The following is a 19,401-nucleotide window of genomic DNA, read 5'->3' as shown; positions in this document are numbered from 1 at the left end:
GGCGAACTTCTCGTCCCAGATCTGCCGCAGGGCCTTCTCGATGGCTTTGCGGTCGTCCTTCATCACCTGCATCTGGCGCTGGATGCCTTCCTTGTCGGTGTAGGAGTAGGTGATCTTGTCGCCGTTCTTCGAGGCACGGATGCCGAATTCTTTCAGGCGCTCGTTTTCGCCGGTCACGGCGTCGGCAATTGCCTCGACCGACTGCATCACGTCCTTGCCCATCGCGGCGCTGGTGTCGCCCAGCGTGCGCAAGAGTCCGCCGGTGGGCTCGAGTCCGTAGGCGCGCAGCTTCACGTAGGCCTGGGTGACGTTGTCGAGTTGGTAGGGGGTGGTGGTAGCGAATTCGGAGACCCAGTCCATCGCCTTCTTGGCCTTGGCCTCGGAGCCCTCGACGGTCTCCAGAGTGGCCTGGTACTTCTCGAACTGCGCGGCGGTGCGGATGAACGGCACCATGGCCGCCCCCGCGCCCGCAGCGGCAGCCGCGCCCCACTTCATCACGCCGAAGGCTCGGTTGAGCATCCCGCTGGCCACCTCGCTGGCATGGCCCACGCGCCCCAGCCACTTCTTCTGGCTGGCGAGCCGCTTGTTCACCTTGTCGATCCGGTCGCCCAGGCGGCGTTCGGCGGTGCCCAGCTTGCGGGTGTCCACGCCCTGCCCGCGCAACTCGGAGCGCACGCCGGCGGCGTCGCCTTTCAGCCCGCGTTGTTTGGCGGCCAGCTTGGTCACTTCCCGTTGGGCGGCATTGAATCGCCGGGATAGTGCCTTGGAGGTGTCGCCGGTGCGTTTCTGCTCGTTGGCCAGGCCGGACAGCTTGCGCCGGGCGTCGTCCAGCGCCTGGCCATTCGAGCCCAGCGCCTGCTCCATGCGCTTGAGCTTGCGCACCTCCCCCATCTGCGACTGCAGCCCACGGGTCTGCTCGCGGGCTGCCTTGACTGCCTTGGACGTGGCCTTGGATGCCAGGCTTACCCGGCGGGCCGGACCGGAGAACCGGTCGGCCATTGCCAGGATCACTTCGAGGTTGAGTTCGCGGGCCACTTATTCACCTCCGCCGTGGATCGCCTTGAGCCGATCGATGGCGCGTTCCTGCCATTCGAGCAGCTCGTCGAGGGATAGGTCGGACAGGTCGGCGATCGACCAGTTGAAGGCCGCGGCGATGTCCGCCATGGGGTCCTCTACGCGCTCGGGGATTGGCCCGTGAAAAAACCCAGGATCTCGACCCCGACGTTGGTCAGGTCGGCCACGTCCATCCGCCGGCACTCTTCCTCGGTCAGGGCCGGGGTGGAGATGCGCGGGATGATGGTCGTCAGGGCGTCGATGTCCATGCGCATGATGTCGGTCAGGGCCAGTCCGCGCAGTTCGCCGGTGGCGGGCTTGCGCAGGACCACGGCCCTGATGCTCTCGTCGCCGCGCTTGAGCGGGGCGGACAGGTCGACGGTGCGGTTGCTGGTGGCGGCTTTGGTCATGTGGGTCTCCGGGTGGTGCGTAGAAGGCGGCCCGGCCGGGCGGGTGTCGCCGGTGCCGGGCCGTGAAGGGACGGGCTCCATGGGGATGCGTTTGAACCCCATGCCCTATTACAGGCCCATGGCCTTGCGGTGCTCGGCGTACTTGTCCTCGCCGTCGACGACGAAGACCTGGTTGATCACGTCGATCTCGATCAGGGTTTCGCCGTTGACGATCAGCTTGTAGTAGGAGAGCGCGCTGGTGATCTGGTGCTGGGTGTTGTCGCCCTGCTTGGCGTTGCCCATGTCGATCTGGCGGTGGTAGCCGCGCATGGTCACCTCGACCGGCACCACCTCGCAGGTCTGGGCGTCCTGGTAGGAGCCGTTGAACCGCAGGCCGATGCCGGCCAGCCCGCAGATGCCGAACTGGCGCAACACCTGGGCCTCGAGGCCGCCGAGTGTCCACTGGGCCTCGAGCTTCTCCAGGCTCATGGGGATGTCGACGGGGCCGACCATGCCGGCGCCCTCGAATTCCTCGCTGGACCAGCCCAGGGTGGGCAGGGTGATCTCTTCAGCCACGCCCAGGTAGGAGTGGCCCTCGTCGAAAAAATTGAACTTCTTCAGCTTCTTGGGCAGTGCCATGGGTCAGCTCCTTACGATGCGTTCTGGGCGGCGAAGTCGATCAGGTAACGATCGGTGATGCGCTGGCGCAGCTGGAGGTTCTCCAGCGGCGGGACGGGCGTGTAGTCGTAGTCGATGTAGAGCTTGCCGGCCTTGAGCACGTCCTCGGTGTTGATCTGCTCGTCGAACCAGCACTCGCCGCCGATCAGGTATCCGAGGCTGATCCACTCGCGGAACTTGGCGTTGATGCCCTCGATGATGTCGCGCACCAGCGAGCCGGTCATCGGCTTGTCGACGGCCCACATGTGCGCCTCGGCGATGGTGTCGGCAATCACCTGGGCGCTGCGGGTGTAGTTCTCGAAGGCGAACAGCGGATCGAGGCTCGTGGTGCGGCTGCCCCAGAAGCGGAAGCCGCCCTCGCGGATCAGGACGGTGACGTCGGCGGCGTTGAGGATGCCGGCGTCGGTGTTCGGGTCCTGCAAGTCCCAGAAGACCGGCTTGTCGATGCCGGAGACGCCCCGCACTTCGACGTTGGAAAGCGTCTTGTGCCAGCCGACCTCGTTGTCGATCTTCGCCCGCAGGCCCATGGCCCGCGCCGTGGCCGCCACGGTGACCGTGGCCTTGGCGTTGACGTCGAAGGCCTCGAAGTCGCGGAAGATCAGCATCAGCTCGCGGGCGCCGAAGTTGTCGCGGTAGTCCAGCGCCTCGGTGACGTTGGCCGCGTTGCAGGCGGCGTAGGCAAAGCCGCGCAGTTTCTGCGCCAGGCTGACCAGCTCGGTGGTCACGTCCTGCGCATCCAGCCCCGGCGCGCCGAGGATGCGCGGCTTGAAGCCGAACTTGGCCTTGGAGTCGAGCAGCGCCTGCAGGCCAGTGCGAGAGCCGTCGGACGCGGTGGTGCCGATGACGTTGGCGGTGGTGGCCGCGGCGTCCACGCCTTCCTCGACCCGGACCACGATGCTCACGGCATTGGCCTGGTCGTTGATGCCGTCGAATACCTGCGGCAGCGTGCCGGACGTGCCGACGTTGCCGATGGCCGTGGGCACGTCGGTGACCAGCACCGGCACGTTGAGCGGGAAGGGTTCGTCCTGGCCGCCGTCGAGTTCGACGAAGCGCTTGGAGGAAACCACGCCGGTGCCGTCTTCTCCGGCGGGGCTCTCGGCAGTGACCAGGGCGGATGCCTCGGCGCTGCCGGTGACGGCCGTGATCACGTCGCCGGCCGTGGAGCTGATCTCTCCGCCGATGTCCGTGGCCAGCGAAACGGTGATGTCCTTGCCGTCGACCGTCACCGCGATGGCAGCGGACACCTCGGCCGGCTTGACGTAGCGCACCCGGATGTCGTTGCCGGCGGCGCCGGCCGTGGCCGCGGTGAACAGCACGCCGGTGTTGGCAGCGATAAAGGAGATTGTCGCGTTGGCGGCCAGCTCCGTCTCGGCGTTCGGTGCCGTGCCGACCAAGCCGATGATCGCCGTCTGAATCGTGCGGATCGGGCGCGTGCCCTCGTTGATCTCGAGAACGCGCACGCCGTGGTGGTAGTCAGTCATCCCGTTTTCTCCAGGTCTCGTGGGTATGGGCACAGGATGACGCGCGCGGCAATGCCGATCACGGTTTAGCCAGTCACTTAGCTGCTAAGTGACTGTCAGAGAAGAGGAAGCCAGCAATTCGCCCAGCCAGTTCAGCTGGTACACCACCAGTCCGGCCCTGATCAGATCGCGGGTGAGGGTAGGAGGTAGGTGGATATGGATCTGTGGCATGGCAATACTTCTCCCTGGGTGTGGGCCATTACGGGCTTGCCATGCTGTCTGGATGGGCGAGCAACTTCCTCTGGTGGTTTTTCCAGACCAAAGAAAAGGCCGCCACCATGCGGTGTGCGGCCTTGGTTACGTCTCGGCGTTGATGAAGTTGTCGATGCGCGCCCGGGCGGCTCGGTGCTAGCCAACCACCCACTGCCCAGCCAGCGCCGCGCCCCACAGGCTGCGGCCGGGGAATCGCGGGATGATCTGGATGCCGCCGCCGCGATAGCGGTGGATCAGTGCGCCGGCGAGCGCCGCGAGTAACGCGGTGGCTATGCCTACCACGTCACCGCCTCGTCACCGCCTCGATGCCGGCCCGGTCGTCGGCGGCTTCGGCCGCGTTGATCTGCGCGACCAGCTCGCCCTCGCGGGCGATCAGCTGGCCGCGGCGGGCGGCGATGTCGTTCAGTGCCTGGCGCACGTCGGCGACCGGGTGGTCGGTGTGGAAGACGTCGTCGCTGTCCTTCCAGGAGGCGAAGGTGGCTAGGCCCTGCGCATCGGCGAAGTCGATCGCCTCGCGCAGCGCCGCCCGGTTGCCCGCGTCGCCGGCGTAGCGGATGGCGTTGACGGTGACGCCGTCGGCCTCGGCGGCCTTGCGGGCATCCTCGATCTCGGTGCGTTGCTGAGCAGCAAGGTCCTGGTTTGGCTGTATCGGCTTGCTGACCCAAGCTGGCAATCCATTGCTGTCAGTGCCTCTCATCATTCCGGCAGGAGCTATTCCCACACCGTATTCTTTGAAAATGTCATCGGACACTCTTTTTGCATCAGTCGGCCATGTGCCTGCCGAAAGATAAGATCCCTTAATACTTTCATGGAAAAATGAATTTTCTTTTGCGCTAAAGAAATAGCTCATAAATCAATACCCGATTGCATTCCAGGAAAAAACGGTTGCGTCCGGCGTTCTTACTTTGAATGAGCTGTTGGTGTAGGTATCAGTCTCATACCCGATCGGAACAATGCCACCAGAACTTGCACTTGCAGTTGACACTGTTGCCTCAGTGACTGAAATGTTCAAAACGGAATTGGGGAAGGTGATGGGAAATGAAACCGTTGTTTTGTCGGAAGCAGAGCCACGCCCCCATTGAATAATCAGCCCGGAAAGCCAAGTCGGGAAAATGATATAGCCGGTCTGGGTTAGCGAGACAGAAAACCCCCACCGCATCTTCTTCGGGGTGACGGCCGTGGTGTCGTCAGTGCCGGCATCGGTCTGCGCTTGGGTCGATACCTTCAGCAAACCCAGCACACTCTCCGTCGCCTGCTTGATCTTCCCGGCCAGCTTCTTCGGCGTGACAAACGTCGTGTCGTCGGTGCCGGTATCCGTCTTTGCCTGAGTGGCGGCCGCTGACAAGCCGGTGCGCGTCTCGGTCGCGGTGCGCGCTGACAGACCAGCCGGGGTGACGGCGAGGTTGTCCGCTGTGCCGGTCTGCGTCTGGGCGTTATCGGCGTACTTGGTCACGCCGGGGACGGTTGTCGACGCCGGCGGGTTGGTGAAGCTGGTATCGCCGAAGGTCAGGCTGGTGGCGTTGACGGTGGTGAGGATGATGTCGACGGCCAGCAGCACGCTCGAGGCGGCGGCCTTCTGCATGATGTTGCCGCTGGTGACGGCGTAGATCGCGAACAGCGTCCCGTCGGCAAGGTAGAGGCCGAACTCGGTGACGTCGTAGACGTCGTTGCCTTCGTCCTTGACGGTGACGTGGAAGGTGTCGTCGGCGACGATCTCGCCGCTGATGGTGGTCAGGCGCTTGATCTCGGCCTTGAGCGCGGTGGCCGTCGCGTCCGGTGCGATGGTGTAGCTGCCGTCGCCCAGGCCGATCTCGCTGATGGTGACGGGATCGGTGCCGGTGTTCTCGGCGTTGACGATGGCGGCGCGGCCAGCGTCTGTGATGGTGATGGTGACTGCCATTGGTCAGGCCTCGGTCAGTGAGAGTCGTTGGTATTGGACGAGCCGCGCGGCACCGGCGATGGCGATGGCGCCGTCGGCATTCACCCCGGCGGTGAGGGTGAAATGGCTGCGCACGGGCTTGACGCGGCTGACCTCGTCGATGATGTCGTTCTGGTATTCGGTGGTGGCGGGCACGTCACCGCCGACGGTGAGCAGCAGGTCGAAGGTGTGCGGCTCGGTGGGTGGGTCGTTCTGCCACCATTCCTTGATCGAGAGCGCGCCGCCGAATGAGGCGACCGTGTCGCGCACGGACCGCGCGGTGCCTTTCTTGCGCTGGATCTCGATTGCCTTGCGGATGCGTTCGCGCTTGACGGTCGCGGGCCAGTACGGTTGCCAGGCGTCGAGCGAGAGCGCCCAGGCGAGCCACGGCAGCAGGGCGGCTGGGCAGGTGTCCGGGTCCCAGAGCGTGCGCTGGGGCGTGGGCACGTCTTCGAGGCGGCCGGTGGCCTGCTCGATGGCGCGCTCGGCCTGGGTGGCGCTGGGCGGCAGCAGGGAGGCGCGGTTACTCACCCAGGCCTCCGTCGGTCAGGTTGGTGGCGGTGCAGTAGGCGGCGGTCTGCCGGTCGACGACGATGCTGGATGCGGGGCTTGCGAGCTCGACGCGCTGGACGCCGGGCTGGTGGAGCGCGGCGTAGATGCCGGAGAGGGTGACGTCGAGCCCGAGGCGATGCTGCGCGGCGACGTAGTCGTCGATGGCGGCCTGCGCGGAGGCGAGCACGACGGCGCGGTCTGGGCCGGCGTAGAAGTAGAGCGTGGCGTCGACGGTGTAGTTCTGGATGGTCGCGCTCTGGACGGTGACGGCGTCGGTGAGCGGCCGGACGTCATCGGCGGAGAGGACGTTGTCGACGGCATCGAGCAGGGTCTGGTCGGCGGTGCCGTCGCCAGTGCGCGAGAGCACGGTGACGGTGACGGCGCCCGGGCTGGGGCTGGTGGCGCTGGCGTCGAGCACGTCGCCATCGGACGACAGGGCGTGGAATACGTAGGCGCCCTCTGGCCCAGCCGTCGAGAAGCCTTCCAGCGAGAGCTGGATGCGGCGGCGGAAGTCGCTGTCGCTCTCGTAGGTCGGCGGGATCGGCGGGATGGCGTCCGGATCGCCAGCATCCACCAGCAGGCGATCGACGCCGAACAGCGCGCCGAGGTTGTCCAGGTCGGAGCCTGCGGCGTAGGCGAGCATGACGGCCTTGGATGCCTCGTTGACGCGCTGGCGAAGGATTGTTTCGCGGTAGGCGGCGACTTCGAGCAGCTTGGTGATCGGCTCGGACTCGAGGGCCAGCGTGTCCTCGAGGTCAGGGTCGCGGGCGATCAGGTCGGCCTTCATCGCGGACAGGATGGTCTCGTAGTCGATCGACTCGACGACGTCCGGCGATGCCAGCTGCGAGAGATCAACGGCTGTGAATCCTCCGGCCATGTCAGGACCCCGTGGTGATTGGTAGGCCCGAGAGCGTGACCGGGGTGCCCCGGTAGCTGCCCTCGATGGTCAGATCGAGATGGCCGGCGGCGGCCCGGGCGTCGTTGGCGGCCACGCGGGTAATGTTCAGGCGTGGCTCCCAGCGGGACAGGGCCTCGACGGTGGCGGCGTAGAGCTGCACGAGCGTGCCCTGGTTGAGCGGCTGGTCGAGCAGCCGGAATAGACTCGAGCCGTACTCCCGGCGCATCACCCGGCTGCCCACCGGGGTGGTGAGGATGTCGGTGATCGACTGGCGCAGGTGGTCGATGCCGTCGATCGCGGCGCCGGTGGTCCGGTTCATGCCCTGGTCGGTGATCATTGCGGCTCTCCCGTGGTGCCGCCGGAGTCGCCCGGGTGCGTGTGGTGCTTGCTGCTGATGCCGTCGACGGTGACGTCGCCACCGGTGACGTCGACGCTGCCGCTGATGCTGGCCGTCGCGCCGGCGCCGCCCTGGCCGATCATGCCGGCCAGATAGGTGAGCAGGCCTTGGGCGGTGACGTCGCCGGTGAAGGTGCTGTCGGGCGAGTCGACCACGAGCTTCGGCGTGGTGAGCTTGGTCTGCCCGTCCTCGAGGACCAGCGTGGTGTTGCCGACCTGCAGGGTGATTTTGCCGCCGGCGGGCACGTTCAGGTGGTAGTGCTGGGCGGCGCGGTCGTGGGTTTCCTCGGTGCCGTTCTGGTACCGGGTGGTGTGCTTGGCCGGGTCGGTGCCGGGTGCCGGGTGGGCGTCGCGGTAGAGCGACGGCAGGACGATGCCCTGGGCGAGATCCCCGCCCGGGGAGAGCAGCACGACTTGTTCGCCGACTTCCGGCGCCCACCAGCTGCGATCACCGCCGGCGCGGTGGGTGAGCCACGGCAGCCAGCCGGTCACCAGCTCGCCGATGCGGACTTTCAGCCGCGCGCTCGCATAGTCCGCCTGGTCGACGGTGCCCAGGCGGATCAGGTTCTCGAGGCGGCGATTGATCTCGGCGTTCTGCATGGCGTCCATGGTCGCCCGCGTGGGCGCGGCTGGGTAGGTGGGTCTCGGTCGGTTAGCGCCTGACTGACTTGACGGGCGTTGCCGCTTGTCGGTCAGTCGGGCGTGACCGCGTCGAGGATGGTGTTGGCGATGCGGTCGCGGTCCTCGTCCGTGTAGCCGAGCAGCTTGCGTTGGCGGTAGCGGACCAGCGGGCCGGGCTCCTGCGGGTGGTCCTTGAGGCCGTATTGGTGCACGCGGGCAATATCGGAGGTGCGGCCACGGCCATCGAAGCCAACGGTGGCCCGGCTGGCCGTGGCCTTGAGCTTGAGGAACCGCGAGGTGCGCAGCTTCTTGAACATTTCCTGGCGCTTGCGGATGCGGCCTGTCTTGGTGAGCAGCTGGATGCGGCGGCGGTGGTAGCTGGTGCCGTCTGGCTCCTCCTGCCGGGCGATGCGATCGGCCTGGCTGCGACGCAGGTCGGTGGCGATGCGCTTGGAGAGCTTGCGGCGCGTACCGGGACCGGCGGCGTTGAGGATCTGCGCCATCCACGGTTCGAGTGCGTCGATGCGGCGGCTGCTCATACGGTCGGGTGCGGCCCGTAGAGGTCGGCGGGCTCGACCGGATCGCAGTGGGTGAATCCGCCGGTGGTTGGGTCGCGGCGGACGGCCTCGGTCAGCGGGATGCGCACGGCGAGATCCACGCCCTCGTGGTCGAGCAGGTCGACCTCGAACTCGAGATCGTCCGAACTGATGTCGGGCTGGTGGTCGCGCACCCAGGCGTAGATCGGCCAGAGGACGTTGTCGGCCTGGCCGTTGTACTCGGTGATGGTTACCTCGCCCTGGTAGCGGTATTCGAAGGCGTTCTGGGCGGTACCGACCAGCCGGCCGTCGGATGCGTAGACCGACAGGGTCTCGGTGCTGATGCCGGTGAGTTCGAGGATGTGATCGCGCAGGCCGAGCAGCTTTTTCACGTGTAGCGCTCCCAGTCGTCACGGCATTCGACGTCACACCAGCGGCGCGGCTTTTCCACCGGGGCCTCGCAGTTGAGGCAGTAGCCGGTGGCCTTCGGGCCGGATTCGGCCCTGTTGCGATGCGCCTCAATGGACTCTTGCCGGCGTTGCTCGGCTAGGTCAGAAGCCTTGTCATGGATGTGTTTCACGATTTTTCGCCCCCGCCCTTGAGGGCCTTTGTGGCGCGGTCGATGGCGTCGCTCATTTCTTCACCCGCCCCAGAAGGGAGCCCAGGATGCTGGAGGGCTGCTGGCCGGCGGCAATCTGCTTGTCCTGGCTGCGCTTGGAGACGTTGACGCCGAGGATCGAGGCCATCGTGACGAACAGCCAAACCAGCATGCCGGTGAACGCCTGGTCGGAAACCAGCGTCGGGTCCTTGGCGATCGCGTAGACGAGCGCCGCCGACAGGCCGCCGAACGACAGCGCGAGATTCCAGCCGATGGCAGGGCGCCAGCCGGACTTGTACCAGCCGTCGGCCTGGTACTCGGCGCGCATGGTCTTGTTGATCTCGGTCAGGCGGTTCGTCTCCGACTCGAGGGTGAGCCGCCGCATCTCTTCGGCGTGGTCGATTTCCATGCGTTTGAGGCGCTCGATCGCTTGCGGATCGGCCTGGATGGCCTCGTAAACCGCATCGGGGGTGTTGTCCACCCCCAGCACGGAGGCGACCAGCCCACCGATTGCGCCACCCGGCGCGCCCAGCAGGGCGGTGCCGACCAGCGGCGCGGCCTTGCCGACCAGGTTCCCAACGTCTGACCAGTTCATAAGCGATACCCCTTTCAGTCGATCTGCTTTTTTTGGCGCGCCACCCACCAGGCGTGCGCATCGAAGTTGGGACAGGTCTTGCCGCGGTCATCGAGATCCCGGTGGCCGACGACCAGCGCGTCCGGATGCACCGAGCCCCAGGCAAGCAACAGGGACTCGAGCGCGTCGACCTGCTCGGGGGTGAAAGCGTCCGTGCCGATCAGGCAGACGCCAAGCGCTTCGTCGTTGTGCTTGCGCACGTGGGCGCCTTGCCAGTACGGCGGGCGGCCCATCTCGACGCCACCGTCGCGACGGATCACGGCGTGGTACCCGATGCCGGACCAGCCGCGATCTAGGTGCCAACGGTGGATGTCGGCGGCGGAGTCGTCGCGGCCGTTGGGGCTGTCGCTGCAATGAACGACGAGGTATCGGATGTCCATCAGTCTTTTCTCCGGCGGTTATGCGGGGCGCGGATGAACGACAGCGGGTCGGCGGCGAACTTCTCGCTCAGCTTGAGCAGCCCGGGGATCGCGTTCATGGCCGTCAGGCCGAGGACGAAAGCGATGGCGTTCTCGGTCGGTTGCGATACGTCGAGCCACTGACCAGCGGCCGGCGACAGGTACCCGGCGGTGAGGGTGCCGGTGATCACCGCGAGTACGCGGCCGAACATGCTCAAGTCGTCGATGTATCGCAGGCTGATGACGGCGCCGGCTGCGCCGGCAATAAGGGCGGCGTGTTTGAGGCCGAGAAAGCCTGCGATGCTGGATGCTGGCTCTGTCATGTCAGTCCCAAAGCTGGATGCGGGTGTCCTGCGGGTCGGGCAGGTCGGGAATGCGGACTTCGAGTCCGGCCGGAAGCAGCGGGCCGTAATCCGCGAGCCCCCGGTTTTCCTCGAGCGTGGCCTCGACGATCCCGGGGGCGAGCCGGCCGTGCACGCGCAGGCAGAGCTGGTCGACGGTGTCCGATTGCGTGGTGCGTGCGACATACATCAGATCAGTTCAACGGTGGCCAGGGGCCGGCCGCGCAGGGCGGACAGGCTGTTGCGCACTTCGCGCCACTCGGTGTTGACGCGTTCGTCCAGTGCCTGCGGGTCTCGCGCGGTGCTGTTGCCGACGCGTCGGGAGTCGACGTCGCGGTACTTCTCTAGCAGGCGGGCCTTGGCGTGGTGGTGGACGGCGGCCTGGTAGTAGAGGGCGTCGGTCTGGCCCAGGCCGGTGTCGCCGTCCATCTCTCGGTCCTCGCGGAAGGGGGCGAGTTGCCGGTTGATGTGGGCGACGGCCATCCGCAGCTGGTAGGCGCTGCGCGGGTCGTCGATGGTGTGGTCGACCCGCGCGGCCTCGCGGAATTTGGCGAGCGTGATCTCGGGCCAGAAGTCGCCGGCCGCCTGGATGATCTCGTCGGCGGAGTTGGCGGTTGGCAGTCCGGTGGCGTCAAAACTCACGTCTCACCTCGTTGTGGGTCGGCGGGGATTCGCCGGCAGTGGCCCCGGGAGGACACTCGGGGTTGCCGGCGGGCCGCCGGTGCGTGGTGCACTCGGGATCAGGCGTTTTTCAGCTCGCGCTGCAAACGCTCGATGTCTTTTTTCACACCCACGCGGCTGTTGAGCTGCAGGGCGCGTTCGAGATTGCCCAGGGCCGGCTCCAGGTGGCCGGCTTCGCGCTGGGCGTAGCCGATGGCCTTGTGGAGCTTGGCGCGGGCCGGGTCGGGCATGTCGATCTCGCCGGTGATCTCGCCGACGCGCTCGAGCAGGTCGAGGGCGGGGCGCTCGGTCTCGTCGTCGCCCGGCTTGAGGAAGGCGTTGGCGAGGTCTTCGGCGATGACGGTGCCGGCGTTGCGCTGGTAGCCGTCCGGCATTTCGCCGCCGTGTTCGATCATCGCCTCGGCGATCGGCAGGGCGCCGGCAAAGTCGCCGGTGTCGATGCGCCAGACCATGACGGTGCTGACGATCTCGTCGATGGGTTCGCCGGATTCCAGCGCGGTCTCGACGTAGGGGGCGTATTCCTGCAGGAAGTCACGCTTGAAATCTGCCTTGCGCTCGACGGACTGGATGCCCTTGAGCGAGCGGCGATGCTCGGCGAGCTGGGCGCGCATCAGGTCGAACTGGCTGGCCCGGGCGCGGGGCTTGGTGCCCGAGCTGTCGGACTGTGCCCGTCGACGGATGACGTGCCGTTGTGCGGGTGTCATGACCATGATTCAGTCTCCGTTAGGACACCCCGGGCTTAGGCCCAGGTGGTGCCGCCGTCACTGGTGAACTTGATGTTCTCGGCCAGTGCCATGCCGCCGTTGTCTTCGATGACGTAGGCCTCGTTGACGGACTGGTAGTCCTCGATGCGATCGCGCTCGGGCTTGTCGATGATCGCGCGGCGGGTCGATCCGTTCTGCAGGTAGATCGAGAGGTTGTCGAGGCGGGTGACCGCGACGGCTCGATCCGGGAAGAACGGCAGCTGGACGGCTTGCAGGCCGCCGATGCGCTTGGCGGACATCATCATGTCGAGTGCGTTGGACTCGGTCGGGGTGTCGCCGTGGCTCTCGATCAGCGGGAAGAACTTGTCGACCATCAGGCCGCGGCCGAGGATGGCGACCAGTCCGGTGTCCTGGCGGTACCACGGGTCGATCAGGCTGTTGACGATGTCGAACACCAGCGCGTCGAGGTTGGCGTAGTCGCCGGCGGCGCCCACATGGATCTCGCCGGCGGTGCCGCCTTCGTCCATGACGTTGCTGCCCGTGTCGAACTCGCGCAGCTTCTGCAGCCAGCCCTTGTTGACGTCTTGGAGCAGCGGGTTGGTGGCCCGGTCGGATGTGGCGGCGCGGCTGGTGCCGTTGAAGCCGATCATGATCCGGTCGAGGCGCTGGCGCTGCAGGATCTGGTCGCGCACTTTCCGCTGGAAGTCCGGCAGGTGGGCCCAGGCGTCGAGCTTGCCGTAGGTCAGGTGCGTGTCGAAGTTGGTCTGGGTACACATGTACCCGTCGGTGTCCAGATTGGTCGGGTCGGTGGTGGCCCGATCGGAGGCGCTGGTGTCCGTGGTGCCGGCAATGGTGCTGCCCACGCCCAGGCCGAGCTTTTCGCCCTGCTGGTTGTCGACGCCCATGATGTTGATCCGGCGCAGGAAGTCACTGGACTCCTGCATCTTGTTGATCATGGTCTGTTCGACGGCCGGGGAGGCGGCGAACTTGGTCGAGGCATCGGGCACGCCGTTGAGCTGGGCGATCTGGGCCTTGAAGTCGTTGAAGGCGGTGCGGGTCGTGTTCTTCATGTGGCTCTCCGGGTCAGCAGTCGGTTACGGCGCGGCCGCTGCCGCCGTTGGCGGGTGGGCGGTGGCGATGGTTGGGGCTTTCCTCGCGCTCGATGCTGTCGACGCGCTGGGTGAGGGTGTCGATCTTGTCTTGCCACCCTTCGATTTTTTCGAGCCGCTGCTCGATCTGGGCGAATAGGGCCTCGCCGGCCTGGGCGCCGGAGTCGCGAGAGTCGCGCACCTGCTCGGCGAGCAGTTCGACCGCCTGGGTGATGTCGGCGAACCGGGACTCGTCGTTGCGGGTCTGGCGGCTCAAGAGTTCGCGGACTCGGGCCAGCACGCCGGGCTTGTCCTGCTTGCCGTCACCGGCGCCGTGGTCCTGTTCGTCGTTGAACAGGGCGTCGGCCTCGATGCCGCGGGAGTAGAGGCTGTCGGGCATGTCGCCGTCGAACTCGTCGCGGTGGGCGGCGGAGAAGGCGGCCATCTCGGTGCCGAGACTCGCCGGGCTGTCGGTCATGGCTAGGCCCATCAGGTAGGCCTTGCCGGTGTCGGCGAAGTTGCGCGCGATCTCGATGGAGAAGTAGACCTTCTGGCGCTTGGCGGCGGCGGCCTTGAGTTCCGGCAGGGCGTCGATGGAGGCGTAGAGCGCGCGCTTGGTCTCGCCGCTGGACGGGTCTTTCCAGTCGCGTGCCTCGACGGCGGTGACGTCACCGTAGGCGGGGAACAGGCTGTCGGGGAGCATGCCGCGCAGGTGCTCCATCCAGATGCGGGCCCCGTAGGTCTCGGGGTTGTAGGTCTCGGCCATCTGATTGATCTGGTCGGGGGTGATCTCCCGGCCGTCGATGGTCTTGCCGGAGACGGCTACGCGGTGGAATTTCATGGGCTTGTGCCTCGTCGTTGGTGGCTGGCTTTGATGCTGTTCGGATAGTCCTGCCGTTTCAACGCGTTAGCGGTCAGTTAGTGCCTAAGTGACTGGGGGTGGCGCGATGCAGGCCATGGCCGTCCGTAACATCGGGCGCATGACCGAGACGACACCGTCACCGCTGACCGACGCGCATGCGCACGAACCCCGCGTGATGGCGCGGGCGCTGTATTTCATGGGGTGGCGTATCCCGCAGATCGCGGAGCACCTGGGGCTGAACAAGTTCACGCTCTATGACGCGCGCAAGTCGGAAGGCTGGGATGACTGGGGTGTCATCCGGCAGATCGAGGACACGACTCGGTACCGCTACCACCAGCTGCTGATGAAGCCGAAGAAGAGCAACGCGGAGTTCAAGGAGCTGGACCAGCTACTGCGGGCGCTGGCGCAAACCACACGGATCAAGCGTTACCAGGAGACGGGGCTGGAAGGGGACCTGAACCCGAAGCGCCGCAACGCGGGCGAGCCGAAGGGTGGGTCGCCGAAGCGCAACTTTCTGGCACCGGAGCACCTCGAGACGCTGCGCGAGTCGTTCCGCGATGAGCTGTTCGATTACCAGGCGGCCTGGTACCAGCAGCATGACCAGCGGATCCGCAACCTGCTCAAGTCACGCCAGATCGGGGCGACCTGGTACTTCGCCCGCGAGGCGTTTATGCGGGCGATCGATGACGGGGACCCGAGCATCTTCATGTCGGCGTCAAAGGCGCAGGCGCAGGTGTTCCGCGGCTACATCATTCAGTGGGTGCGCGAGGCGACCGGCGTGGAGTTGGCGGGCGGGCTGGATTCGCCGCTGGCGATTCGCACGGATGCCGGGCAGACGGAGTTGATGTTCTTGGGTACCAATGCGCGCACGGCGCAGTCGTACCACGGCCACGTGTACATGGATGAGTATTTCTGGATCCCTGGCTTCGAGACCTTCAACAAGGTGGCCAGCGGCATGGCGATGCACAAGCGCTGGACGAAGACGTACATCAGTACGCCCAGCGCGGTGACGCATGAGGCCTATCCGTTTTGGACGGGCGAGCATTTCAACCAGGGCCGGGCGGAGCGCGAGCGGATCACGCTGGATGTGTCGAATAAGGCGCTGGCCGGCGGTCGGCTGGACCCGGATGGGCAGTGGCGACAGGTGGTGACGATCGAGGATGCCATCGCCGGGGGCTGCGATCTGTTCAATCTGGATGAGCTGCGGCGGGAGTATTCGCCCGAGGCCTACGCGCAGCTGTTGATGTGCCAGTTCATCGATGATGAATCGAGCGTGTTCCCGCTGTCGATCCTGCAGCCGTGCGGGGTGGATAGCTGGGACGAGTGGGAGGATTTCAACCGGTTGATGGTGCGGCCCTTCGGCGATCGGCCGGTGTGGATCGGGTATGACCCGTCGCCGTCGCAGGATGCGAGCTCGGTGGTCGTGGTCGCGCCGAAGCAGGGCGACCGGCCGGCGCGGGTGCTGGAGAAGGCCAGCTGGCGAAAACTGCCGTACCACGCCCAGGCGGAGCAGATCCACAAGCTGACCAAGAAATACAACGTCCAGCACATCGGCATCGACAAGACGGGGTCGGGCGAGGGCGTGTTCCAGATGGTGCGCCAGTTCTTCCCCAGGGCCCAGGCGCTGCATTACGGCATCGAGGTGAAGAACCGGCTGGTCCAGCGGCTGCTGGGGCTGGTGCACCGGCATGAGATTCAGTGGGATTCGGGTGACACGGATCTCGCGGCGGCATTGATGGCCATTCGCCGGGCGGCAACCGCCTCCGGCTCCAATATCACCTACCAGGCCGGGCGCGATCGTTCCGGCCACGCTGATCTGGCTTGGGCGCTGATGAACGCGCTCGAGCCAATGCCGCTCGATGGGCGGGAGTCGCGTCAGCGATCAACTATGGAGATTTCCTAATGAGCGAGACGACGACGGGCAAGAAGATGGAGGCCTTCACGTTCGGCGATCCGGAGCCGATTCTGGATGGCCCGGGGATCCTGGATTACCTCGAGGCGTGGTCGTTCCGCGAATGGTATGAGCCGCCGGTGTCGTTCGAGGGCCTGGCCAAGTCGATGCGGGCCAACCCGCACCATTCGAGTGCGTTGCTGGTGAAGCGGAACATCCTACTGAACACGCTGGAGACGCATCCGGCGTTGAGCCGGCAGGATGCGTCCCGGCTGTTCCTGGACTACCTGGTCTTCGGCAATTGCTACCCGGAGCGGGTGCTGGATCGAGGCGGGCGGCTAGCGCGGGTGCGGGCCAGCCCGGCCAAGTACACCCGGCGAGGACGGGCCCCCGGTGAGTTCTGGTTCGTACCGAACCTGTTCGAGGAGCATCAGTTCGATCCCGACACGGTCTTCCAGCTGATGGAGCCGGACATCAATCAGGAGATCTACGGGCTGCCGGAGTACCTGTCCGGTTTGCAGGCAGCCTGGTTGAGCGAGTCGGCCACGCTGTTCCGGCGCAAGTATTACAAGAACGGCAGCCACGCCGGCTTCATCCTCTACCTGAATGACGAGTCGGTCGAGCAGGAGGACGTCGACTCGCTGCGCACCGCGCTGAAGGACAGCAAGGGGCCGGGCAACTTCAAGAACCTGTTCATGCATGCCCCCGGGGGTAAGAAGGATGGCATCCAGCTGATCCCGGTCTCCGAGGTCGCCGCGAAGGACGAGTTCTTCAACATCAAGACGGTCGCTCGGGACGATGTTCTGGCAGCTCACCGGGTACCCCCGCAGCTGATGGGGATCGTGCCCACCAACACCGCCGGCTTCGGATCGGCCGAGACCGCCGCCCAGGTGTTCGCTACCAATGAGATCGAGCCCATCCAGACCAGGGTCACCGAGATCAACGACTGGCTGGGCGAGGAGGTGTTCCGCTGGAGGCCCTACACCATCAGCCGAGAGCAGTGATGCGCTGACGCGCCACCAGTCACAACAGCCAGATCACCAACACGGCGGCCGAAAGGCCGCCTTTTTCGTGCCGCCTTCCTGCCGACCAGGCCAGCCCCCCGGGAACCCACGGCGCGCAGTCTGCACCCCACCGCACCTCCGGTTTTCCTGGGGAAAAAATGGGAAAACGCTCGGCTCCGTGGGAGCCGTGGGGCATCGGAAAAGCGTAACAAGCGTAACCATGCCGGGAATTGCTGCCTAAGTGTCTGATATTGAACAGGCTGACGGTTACAAAAAAAGGTGCCCTAGAAGTAACCAGAAAGGTAACCAGCCGCAAGGCGTTGATTTGCAACGAGTAAAAATAAGGCCGCTTCTACATTGGGAAGAGTAACCATGTTACCTATAAGTTACTCTTTTCTGTAACCATCAAACCCTTTGCAAATCAACACCATGCGCCTCGTTTTGGCCCTTGGTTACTGAAGTTACTGTTTTCCGACTCCCCCACGGATTCCAGCCTATCCACGCGCACATGATGCGCCCGCACGTCGATCCTCATTGATCGTGGGAAAGTGTTGGGAAAGATTCAGCCATAATCCGGCCTTCCTGATACTGTGTAAACAACAGCTTAAGAGCGTTTGACCCAGTGGCGCGGGGTTCGAATCCCTGCCTCTCCGCCATATACGCTGGGTCAGCGGACTGAACCCATTGCGCCTGCCGGCTTGTGCCGCAGGCGCTTTTTTTTGTGGCCACGCCCGGAGACTATCCCGGCCGGGTGTCTGCGGTGCCTTCGATGCAGACGCGGTTTCGGCCGGATTGCTTGGCGCAGTATAGCTCTCGGTCGGCACGGCCGATTATCGCCGACAGGGATTCTTCTTGCCGGTGAACGGCGACCCCGGCGCTGATGGTGACGCTGAGCATCGAGTGACCGGCGCGGATTTCCGTCTTCTCCACCGCTTGCCGAATCCGCTCGGCACACTGTCGGGCTTCCTCGAGCCCTTCTCCCGGCAGAAAGACGGCCAGTTCCTCCCCTCCGTAACGCACCGGGATGTCACCGGCGCGGATCTGCTCGCGCACGATCTTGCCGATATGGGCAAGCACCCGGTCGCCCGCGAGGTGGCCGTGATGGTCGTTGACCCGTTTGAAGTGATCGATGTCGAGCATGACCATCGTGAATCCCTGGTCGGGATGCCGAACGTGCATGGCGACCAGCGGTGGAATCGCCTCCTTCATGTATAGCCGTGTAAACAGGCCGGTCAGCGGATCGCGCACCGCGGTGCGAAGCATCTGTGAGCGATTCGCCTCGCGGAGTGCCAGTACCACGCCCGTAAGTGAGATGGCCAGGACGATGATTCCGCCCAGGGCGGCGTAGATCAGGGCGAATGTCGCGGACGTGCGAGTGGAGGTGAAGAAGGTGAGTCGCCAGTTGGTTCCCGAGATCGGCGTCGTGGCGACGCCGACGTAATTGGCTGGCAGCATCAGGAGCGGGTGGGCGTCGGTCTCGGGGCGGGTTTGATAGGGCGTTGGCATGACAGCGGGATCGATGCCCGGATAGCGGCGCTCCTCGTTTAGGCGTTCAAGGGTGGTGGTGGAAAGGGGGTGACGGCTCTGGAGCAGCCACTCATCGCGTGAGGCGGCGAAGATCACTCCATGCTCGTCAGAGAGGGCCCAGTCGACGCTGTCGGCTTCCGGGGGAAGGAGCTCGCCGATGGAGGAAGAGCGCACCTTGATTGCCAGAACGCCGGCAATACGGTCGTCCGCACGGATGGGGCCGGCGACGTAGTAGCCCGGTTCGCTGGACGTGCTTCCCAGGGCCGCGTAAATCGTGGTCCGGCCGTCCATGGCGTTCTGGAAGTAGGGGCGGAAGGCGTAGTTCTCGCCGATGAAGCTCTCGGTGCTCGAGGCCACGGTCGTTCCCGAGGGGCGAATCACGTAGAGGGAATCTAGGTCGAATCGCTCGGCGAGCTGACTGAGAAAGGGGTTGGCGGATGCCGGCGAGGCGGCGGTCGGGGTGCTCTGGATGCGGGGCAGTAGTTCGAGCGCTTGTGGAAGGACGGCGTGGCGCGAGAAGAAAGCACTAAGGGCCGGGCTCCACTGTCGCGCGAGTTGAGCGGCCTTCTCGTCGGCCTGCTGCATGACGGCGTTCGCTCCCCACAGGTAGCCACCAGCTGCCCCAAGCAGTGTCAGGCTGAGGGTCATGGCCAGCAGCCAGTGGTTGCCCAGTGGGCATGCGGGCGCCTCGGCACTTTGCTTCGTCGATCGACGGAACATCTAGGGCCTCCTGCCTGATAGGTCTTCCAGTGAAAACGGTCCAGTCGTCCTTTCCCGGTTTGTCGCTACCGGTCCTGCCGCGAGTTGCCCCTCGAGCCGCGTGGTCGGCTGGACCGTCGGGTCGGCGGCGCGGAACTTTCCGCAAGGTGTAGTCAACGCGAGCGCATGGCTAAGAACCG

At 65.5% G+C, this 19,401-nt stretch carries 26 protein-coding genes; 2 read left to right on the top strand and 24 right to left on the bottom strand.

The genetic code is table 11. The features are described from left to right. The 23 genes from ABGV18_RS09035 to ABGV18_RS08925 form a co-directional block, all read right to left on the bottom strand. Positions 1–1,035: tape measure protein (locus ABGV18_RS09035; protein WP_396585731.1), on the bottom strand; the 1,035-nt coding region annotated here is incomplete at its 3' end. Beyond that, positions 1,036–1,164 carry a GpE family phage tail protein gene (locus ABGV18_RS09030; protein ID WP_396585730.1) on the bottom strand — a complete coding sequence of 43 codons (129 nt, stop codon included), beginning with the start codon at positions 1,162–1,164 and terminating at the stop codon, positions 1,036–1,038. It abuts the gene before it with no gap. An 8-nt stretch (positions 1,165–1,172) separates the two neighbouring features. Beyond that, complete coding sequence (locus ABGV18_RS09025) at positions 1,173–1,463, bottom strand: phage tail assembly protein (protein ID WP_396585729.1); 291 nt, start codon at positions 1,461–1,463, stop codon at positions 1,173–1,175. A 108-nt stretch (positions 1,464–1,571) separates the two neighbouring features. After that, positions 1,572–2,081 carry a phage major tail tube protein gene (locus tag ABGV18_RS09020; protein ID WP_396585728.1) on the bottom strand — a complete coding sequence of 170 codons (510 nt, stop codon included), beginning with the start codon at positions 2,079–2,081 and terminating at the stop codon, positions 1,572–1,574. Between the two features lie 11 nt (positions 2,082–2,092). Beyond that, positions 2,093–3,601, bottom strand: a complete 1,509-nt coding sequence (locus tag ABGV18_RS09015; protein WP_449728753.1) for a phage tail sheath protein — start codon at positions 3,599–3,601, stop codon at positions 2,093–2,095. A gap of 387 nt (positions 3,602–3,988) precedes the next feature. Beyond that, positions 3,989–4,135, bottom strand: a complete 147-nt coding sequence (locus ABGV18_RS09010; protein WP_396585727.1) for a hypothetical protein — start codon at positions 4,133–4,135, stop codon at positions 3,989–3,991. A 1-nt stretch (position 4,136) separates the two neighbouring features. After that, positions 4,137–4,703: a DUF4376 domain-containing protein gene (locus ABGV18_RS09005; protein WP_396585726.1), complete on the bottom strand. Its 567-nt coding sequence runs from the start codon at positions 4,701–4,703 to the stop codon at positions 4,137–4,139. Positions 4,704–4,706: 3 nt separating this feature from the next. Then, entirely contained in the window at positions 4,707–5,753 is a 1,047-nt protein-coding gene (locus ABGV18_RS09000) for a gp53-like domain-containing protein (RefSeq protein ID WP_396585725.1), read from the bottom strand. A 3-nt stretch (positions 5,754–5,756) separates the two neighbouring features. Then, a complete protein-coding gene (locus ABGV18_RS08995) occupies positions 5,757–6,302 on the bottom strand; it encodes a phage tail protein I (RefSeq protein ID WP_396585724.1) in 546 nt (181 codons plus the stop codon). Next, the gene (locus ABGV18_RS08990) at positions 6,295–7,200 is read right to left on the bottom strand and encodes a baseplate assembly protein (RefSeq protein WP_396585723.1); all 906 of its coding nucleotides are present in this window, start codon (positions 7,198–7,200) and stop codon (positions 6,295–6,297) included. Before ABGV18_RS08990 ends, ABGV18_RS08995 begins: the two co-directional genes overlap by 8 nt. Position 7,201: 1 nt before the next feature. Continuing rightward, positions 7,202–7,558, bottom strand: coding sequence for a GPW/gp25 family protein (locus tag ABGV18_RS08985; RefSeq protein ID WP_396581387.1), 357 nt, complete (start codon positions 7,556–7,558; stop codon positions 7,202–7,204). Next, positions 7,555–8,226 carry a phage baseplate assembly protein V gene (locus ABGV18_RS08980; RefSeq protein WP_396581388.1) on the bottom strand — a complete coding sequence of 224 codons (672 nt, stop codon included), beginning with the start codon at positions 8,224–8,226 and terminating at the stop codon, positions 7,555–7,557. Before ABGV18_RS08980 ends, ABGV18_RS08985 begins: the two co-directional genes overlap by 4 nt. Positions 8,227–8,309: 83 nt before the next feature. Then, on the bottom strand, positions 8,310–8,777 hold the full coding sequence (locus ABGV18_RS08975) for a phage virion morphogenesis protein (protein WP_396581389.1): 468 nt from the start codon (positions 8,775–8,777) through the stop codon (positions 8,310–8,312). Next, entirely contained in the window at positions 8,774–9,166 is a 393-nt protein-coding gene (locus tag ABGV18_RS08970) for a phage tail protein (RefSeq protein WP_396581390.1), read from the bottom strand. Before ABGV18_RS08970 ends, ABGV18_RS08975 begins: the two co-directional genes overlap by 4 nt. Beyond that, positions 9,163–9,354, bottom strand: a complete 192-nt coding sequence (locus ABGV18_RS08965) for a hypothetical protein (RefSeq protein WP_396581391.1) — start codon at positions 9,352–9,354, stop codon at positions 9,163–9,165. The genes ABGV18_RS08970 and ABGV18_RS08965 overlap by 4 nt, the downstream gene beginning before the upstream one ends. A 52-nt stretch (positions 9,355–9,406) precedes the next feature. Continuing rightward, the gene (locus ABGV18_RS08960) at positions 9,407–9,967 is read right to left on the bottom strand and encodes a 3TM-type holin (protein ID WP_396581392.1); all 561 of its coding nucleotides are present in this window, start codon (positions 9,965–9,967) and stop codon (positions 9,407–9,409) included. Positions 9,968–9,981: 14 nt separating this feature from the next. Further along, on the bottom strand, positions 9,982–10,386 hold the full coding sequence (locus ABGV18_RS08955) for an N-acetylmuramoyl-L-alanine amidase (protein WP_396585722.1): 405 nt from the start codon (positions 10,384–10,386) through the stop codon (positions 9,982–9,984). Then, positions 10,386–10,727, bottom strand: coding sequence for a hypothetical protein (locus tag ABGV18_RS08950; protein ID WP_396585721.1), 342 nt, complete (start codon positions 10,725–10,727; stop codon positions 10,386–10,388). Before ABGV18_RS08950 ends, ABGV18_RS08955 begins: the two co-directional genes overlap by 1 nt. Before the next feature lies 1 nt (position 10,728). Continuing rightward, positions 10,729–10,935: a tail protein X gene (locus tag ABGV18_RS08945; RefSeq protein WP_396585720.1), complete on the bottom strand. Its 207-nt coding sequence runs from the start codon at positions 10,933–10,935 to the stop codon at positions 10,729–10,731. Next, positions 10,935–11,387, bottom strand: coding sequence for a head completion/stabilization protein (locus tag ABGV18_RS08940; protein ID WP_396585719.1), 453 nt, complete (start codon positions 11,385–11,387; stop codon positions 10,935–10,937). Before ABGV18_RS08940 ends, ABGV18_RS08945 begins: the two co-directional genes overlap by 1 nt. 98 nt (positions 11,388–11,485) lie before the next feature. Beyond that, positions 11,486–12,136, bottom strand: a complete 651-nt coding sequence (gpM, locus tag ABGV18_RS08935; protein WP_396585718.1) for a phage terminase small subunit — start codon at positions 12,134–12,136, stop codon at positions 11,486–11,488. Positions 12,137–12,165: 29 nt separating this feature from the next. Beyond that, positions 12,166–13,200, bottom strand: a complete 1,035-nt coding sequence (locus ABGV18_RS08930; RefSeq protein WP_396585717.1) for a phage major capsid protein, P2 family — start codon at positions 13,198–13,200, stop codon at positions 12,166–12,168. Positions 13,201–13,213: 13 nt separating this feature from the next. After that, the gene (locus ABGV18_RS08925) at positions 13,214–14,059 is read right to left on the bottom strand and encodes a GPO family capsid scaffolding protein (protein WP_396585716.1); all 846 of its coding nucleotides are present in this window, start codon (positions 14,057–14,059) and stop codon (positions 13,214–13,216) included. Positions 14,060–14,174: 115 nt separating this feature from the next. On the opposite strand from ABGV18_RS08925, the gene ABGV18_RS08920 reads away from it, so the two are divergent. Both ABGV18_RS08920 and ABGV18_RS08915 read left to right on the top strand, forming a co-directional pair. Next, positions 14,175–15,983, top strand: a complete 1,809-nt coding sequence (locus tag ABGV18_RS08920) for a terminase large subunit domain-containing protein (RefSeq protein ID WP_396581400.1) — start codon at positions 14,175–14,177, stop codon at positions 15,981–15,983. After that, on the top strand, positions 15,983–16,975 hold the full coding sequence (locus tag ABGV18_RS08915; protein ID WP_396581401.1) for a phage portal protein: 993 nt from the start codon (positions 15,983–15,985) through the stop codon (positions 16,973–16,975). The genes ABGV18_RS08920 and ABGV18_RS08915 overlap by 1 nt, the downstream gene beginning before the upstream one ends. 738 nt (positions 16,976–17,713) lie before the next feature. On the opposite strand, the gene ABGV18_RS08910 is transcribed toward ABGV18_RS08915, so the two are convergent. Next, on the bottom strand, positions 17,714–19,222 hold the full coding sequence (locus ABGV18_RS08910; protein WP_396585715.1) for a diguanylate cyclase: 1,509 nt from the start codon (positions 19,220–19,222) through the stop codon (positions 17,714–17,716). Between the last annotated feature and the right edge of the window lie 179 nt (positions 19,223–19,401).

Origin of the sequence: Guyparkeria halopsychrophila, from assembly GCF_044582135.1 — a bacterium.
Classification (GTDB): Bacteria; Pseudomonadota; Gammaproteobacteria; order Halothiobacillales; family Halothiobacillaceae; genus Guyparkeria.
This window is presented reverse-complemented; position numbering and strand designations above follow the sequence as displayed.

What these genes read in the sequence shown, in the direction of transcription:
- ABGV18_RS09030 (WP_396585730.1), bottom strand. Translation starts at nt 1,164, where the DNA reads ATGGCGGACATCGCCGCGGCCTTCAACTGGTCGATCGCCGACCTGTCC.
- ABGV18_RS09025 (WP_396585729.1), bottom strand. Translation starts at nt 1,463, where the DNA reads ATGACCAAAGCCGCCACCAGCAACCGCACCGTCGACCTGTCCGCCCCG.
- ABGV18_RS09020 (WP_396585728.1), bottom strand. Translation starts at nt 2,081, where the DNA reads ATGGCACTGCCCAAGAAGCTGAAGAAGTTCAATTTTTTCGACGAGGGC.
- ABGV18_RS09015 (WP_449728753.1), bottom strand. Translation starts at nt 3,601, where the DNA reads ATGACTGACTACCACCACGGCGTGCGCGTTCTCGAGATCAACGAGGGC.
- ABGV18_RS09005 (WP_396585726.1), bottom strand. Translation starts at nt 4,703, where the DNA reads ATGAGCTATTTCTTTAGCGCAAAAGAAAATTCATTTTTCCATGAAAGT.
- ABGV18_RS09000 (WP_396585725.1), bottom strand. Translation starts at nt 5,753, where the DNA reads ATGGCAGTCACCATCACCATCACAGACGCTGGCCGCGCCGCCATCGTC.
- ABGV18_RS08990 (WP_396585723.1), bottom strand. Translation starts at nt 7,200, where the DNA reads ATGGCCGGAGGATTCACAGCCGTTGATCTCTCGCAGCTGGCATCGCCG.
- ABGV18_RS08985 (WP_396581387.1), bottom strand. Translation starts at nt 7,558, where the DNA reads ATGATCACCGACCAGGGCATGAACCGGACCACCGGCGCCGCGATCGAC.
- ABGV18_RS08980 (WP_396581388.1), bottom strand. Translation starts at nt 8,226, where the DNA reads ATGGACGCCATGCAGAACGCCGAGATCAATCGCCGCCTCGAGAACCTG.
- ABGV18_RS08975 (WP_396581389.1), bottom strand. Translation starts at nt 8,777, where the DNA reads ATGAGCAGCCGCCGCATCGACGCACTCGAACCGTGGATGGCGCAGATC.
- ABGV18_RS08960 (WP_396581392.1), bottom strand. Translation starts at nt 9,967, where the DNA reads ATGAACTGGTCAGACGTTGGGAACCTGGTCGGCAAGGCCGCGCCGCTG.
- ABGV18_RS08955 (WP_396585722.1), bottom strand. Translation starts at nt 10,386, where the DNA reads ATGGACATCCGATACCTCGTCGTTCATTGCAGCGACAGCCCCAACGGC.
- ABGV18_RS08950 (WP_396585721.1), bottom strand. Translation starts at nt 10,727, where the DNA reads ATGACAGAGCCAGCATCCAGCATCGCAGGCTTTCTCGGCCTCAAACAC.
- ABGV18_RS08945 (WP_396585720.1), bottom strand. Translation starts at nt 10,935, where the DNA reads ATGTATGTCGCACGCACCACGCAATCGGACACCGTCGACCAGCTCTGC.
- gpM (WP_396585718.1), bottom strand. Translation starts at nt 12,136, where the DNA reads ATGGTCATGACACCCGCACAACGGCACGTCATCCGTCGACGGGCACAG.
- ABGV18_RS08930 (WP_396585717.1), bottom strand. Translation starts at nt 13,200, where the DNA reads ATGAAGAACACGACCCGCACCGCCTTCAACGACTTCAAGGCCCAGATC.
- ABGV18_RS08925 (WP_396585716.1), bottom strand. Translation starts at nt 14,059, where the DNA reads ATGAAATTCCACCGCGTAGCCGTCTCCGGCAAGACCATCGACGGCCGG.
- ABGV18_RS08920 (WP_396581400.1), top strand. Translation starts at nt 14,175, where the DNA reads ATGGCCGTCCGTAACATCGGGCGCATGACCGAGACGACACCGTCACCG.
- ABGV18_RS08915 (WP_396581401.1), top strand. Translation starts at nt 15,983, where the DNA reads ATGAGCGAGACGACGACGGGCAAGAAGATGGAGGCCTTCACGTTCGGC.
- ABGV18_RS08910 (WP_396585715.1), bottom strand. Translation starts at nt 19,222, where the DNA reads ATGTTCCGTCGATCGACGAAGCAAAGTGCCGAGGCGCCCGCATGCCCA.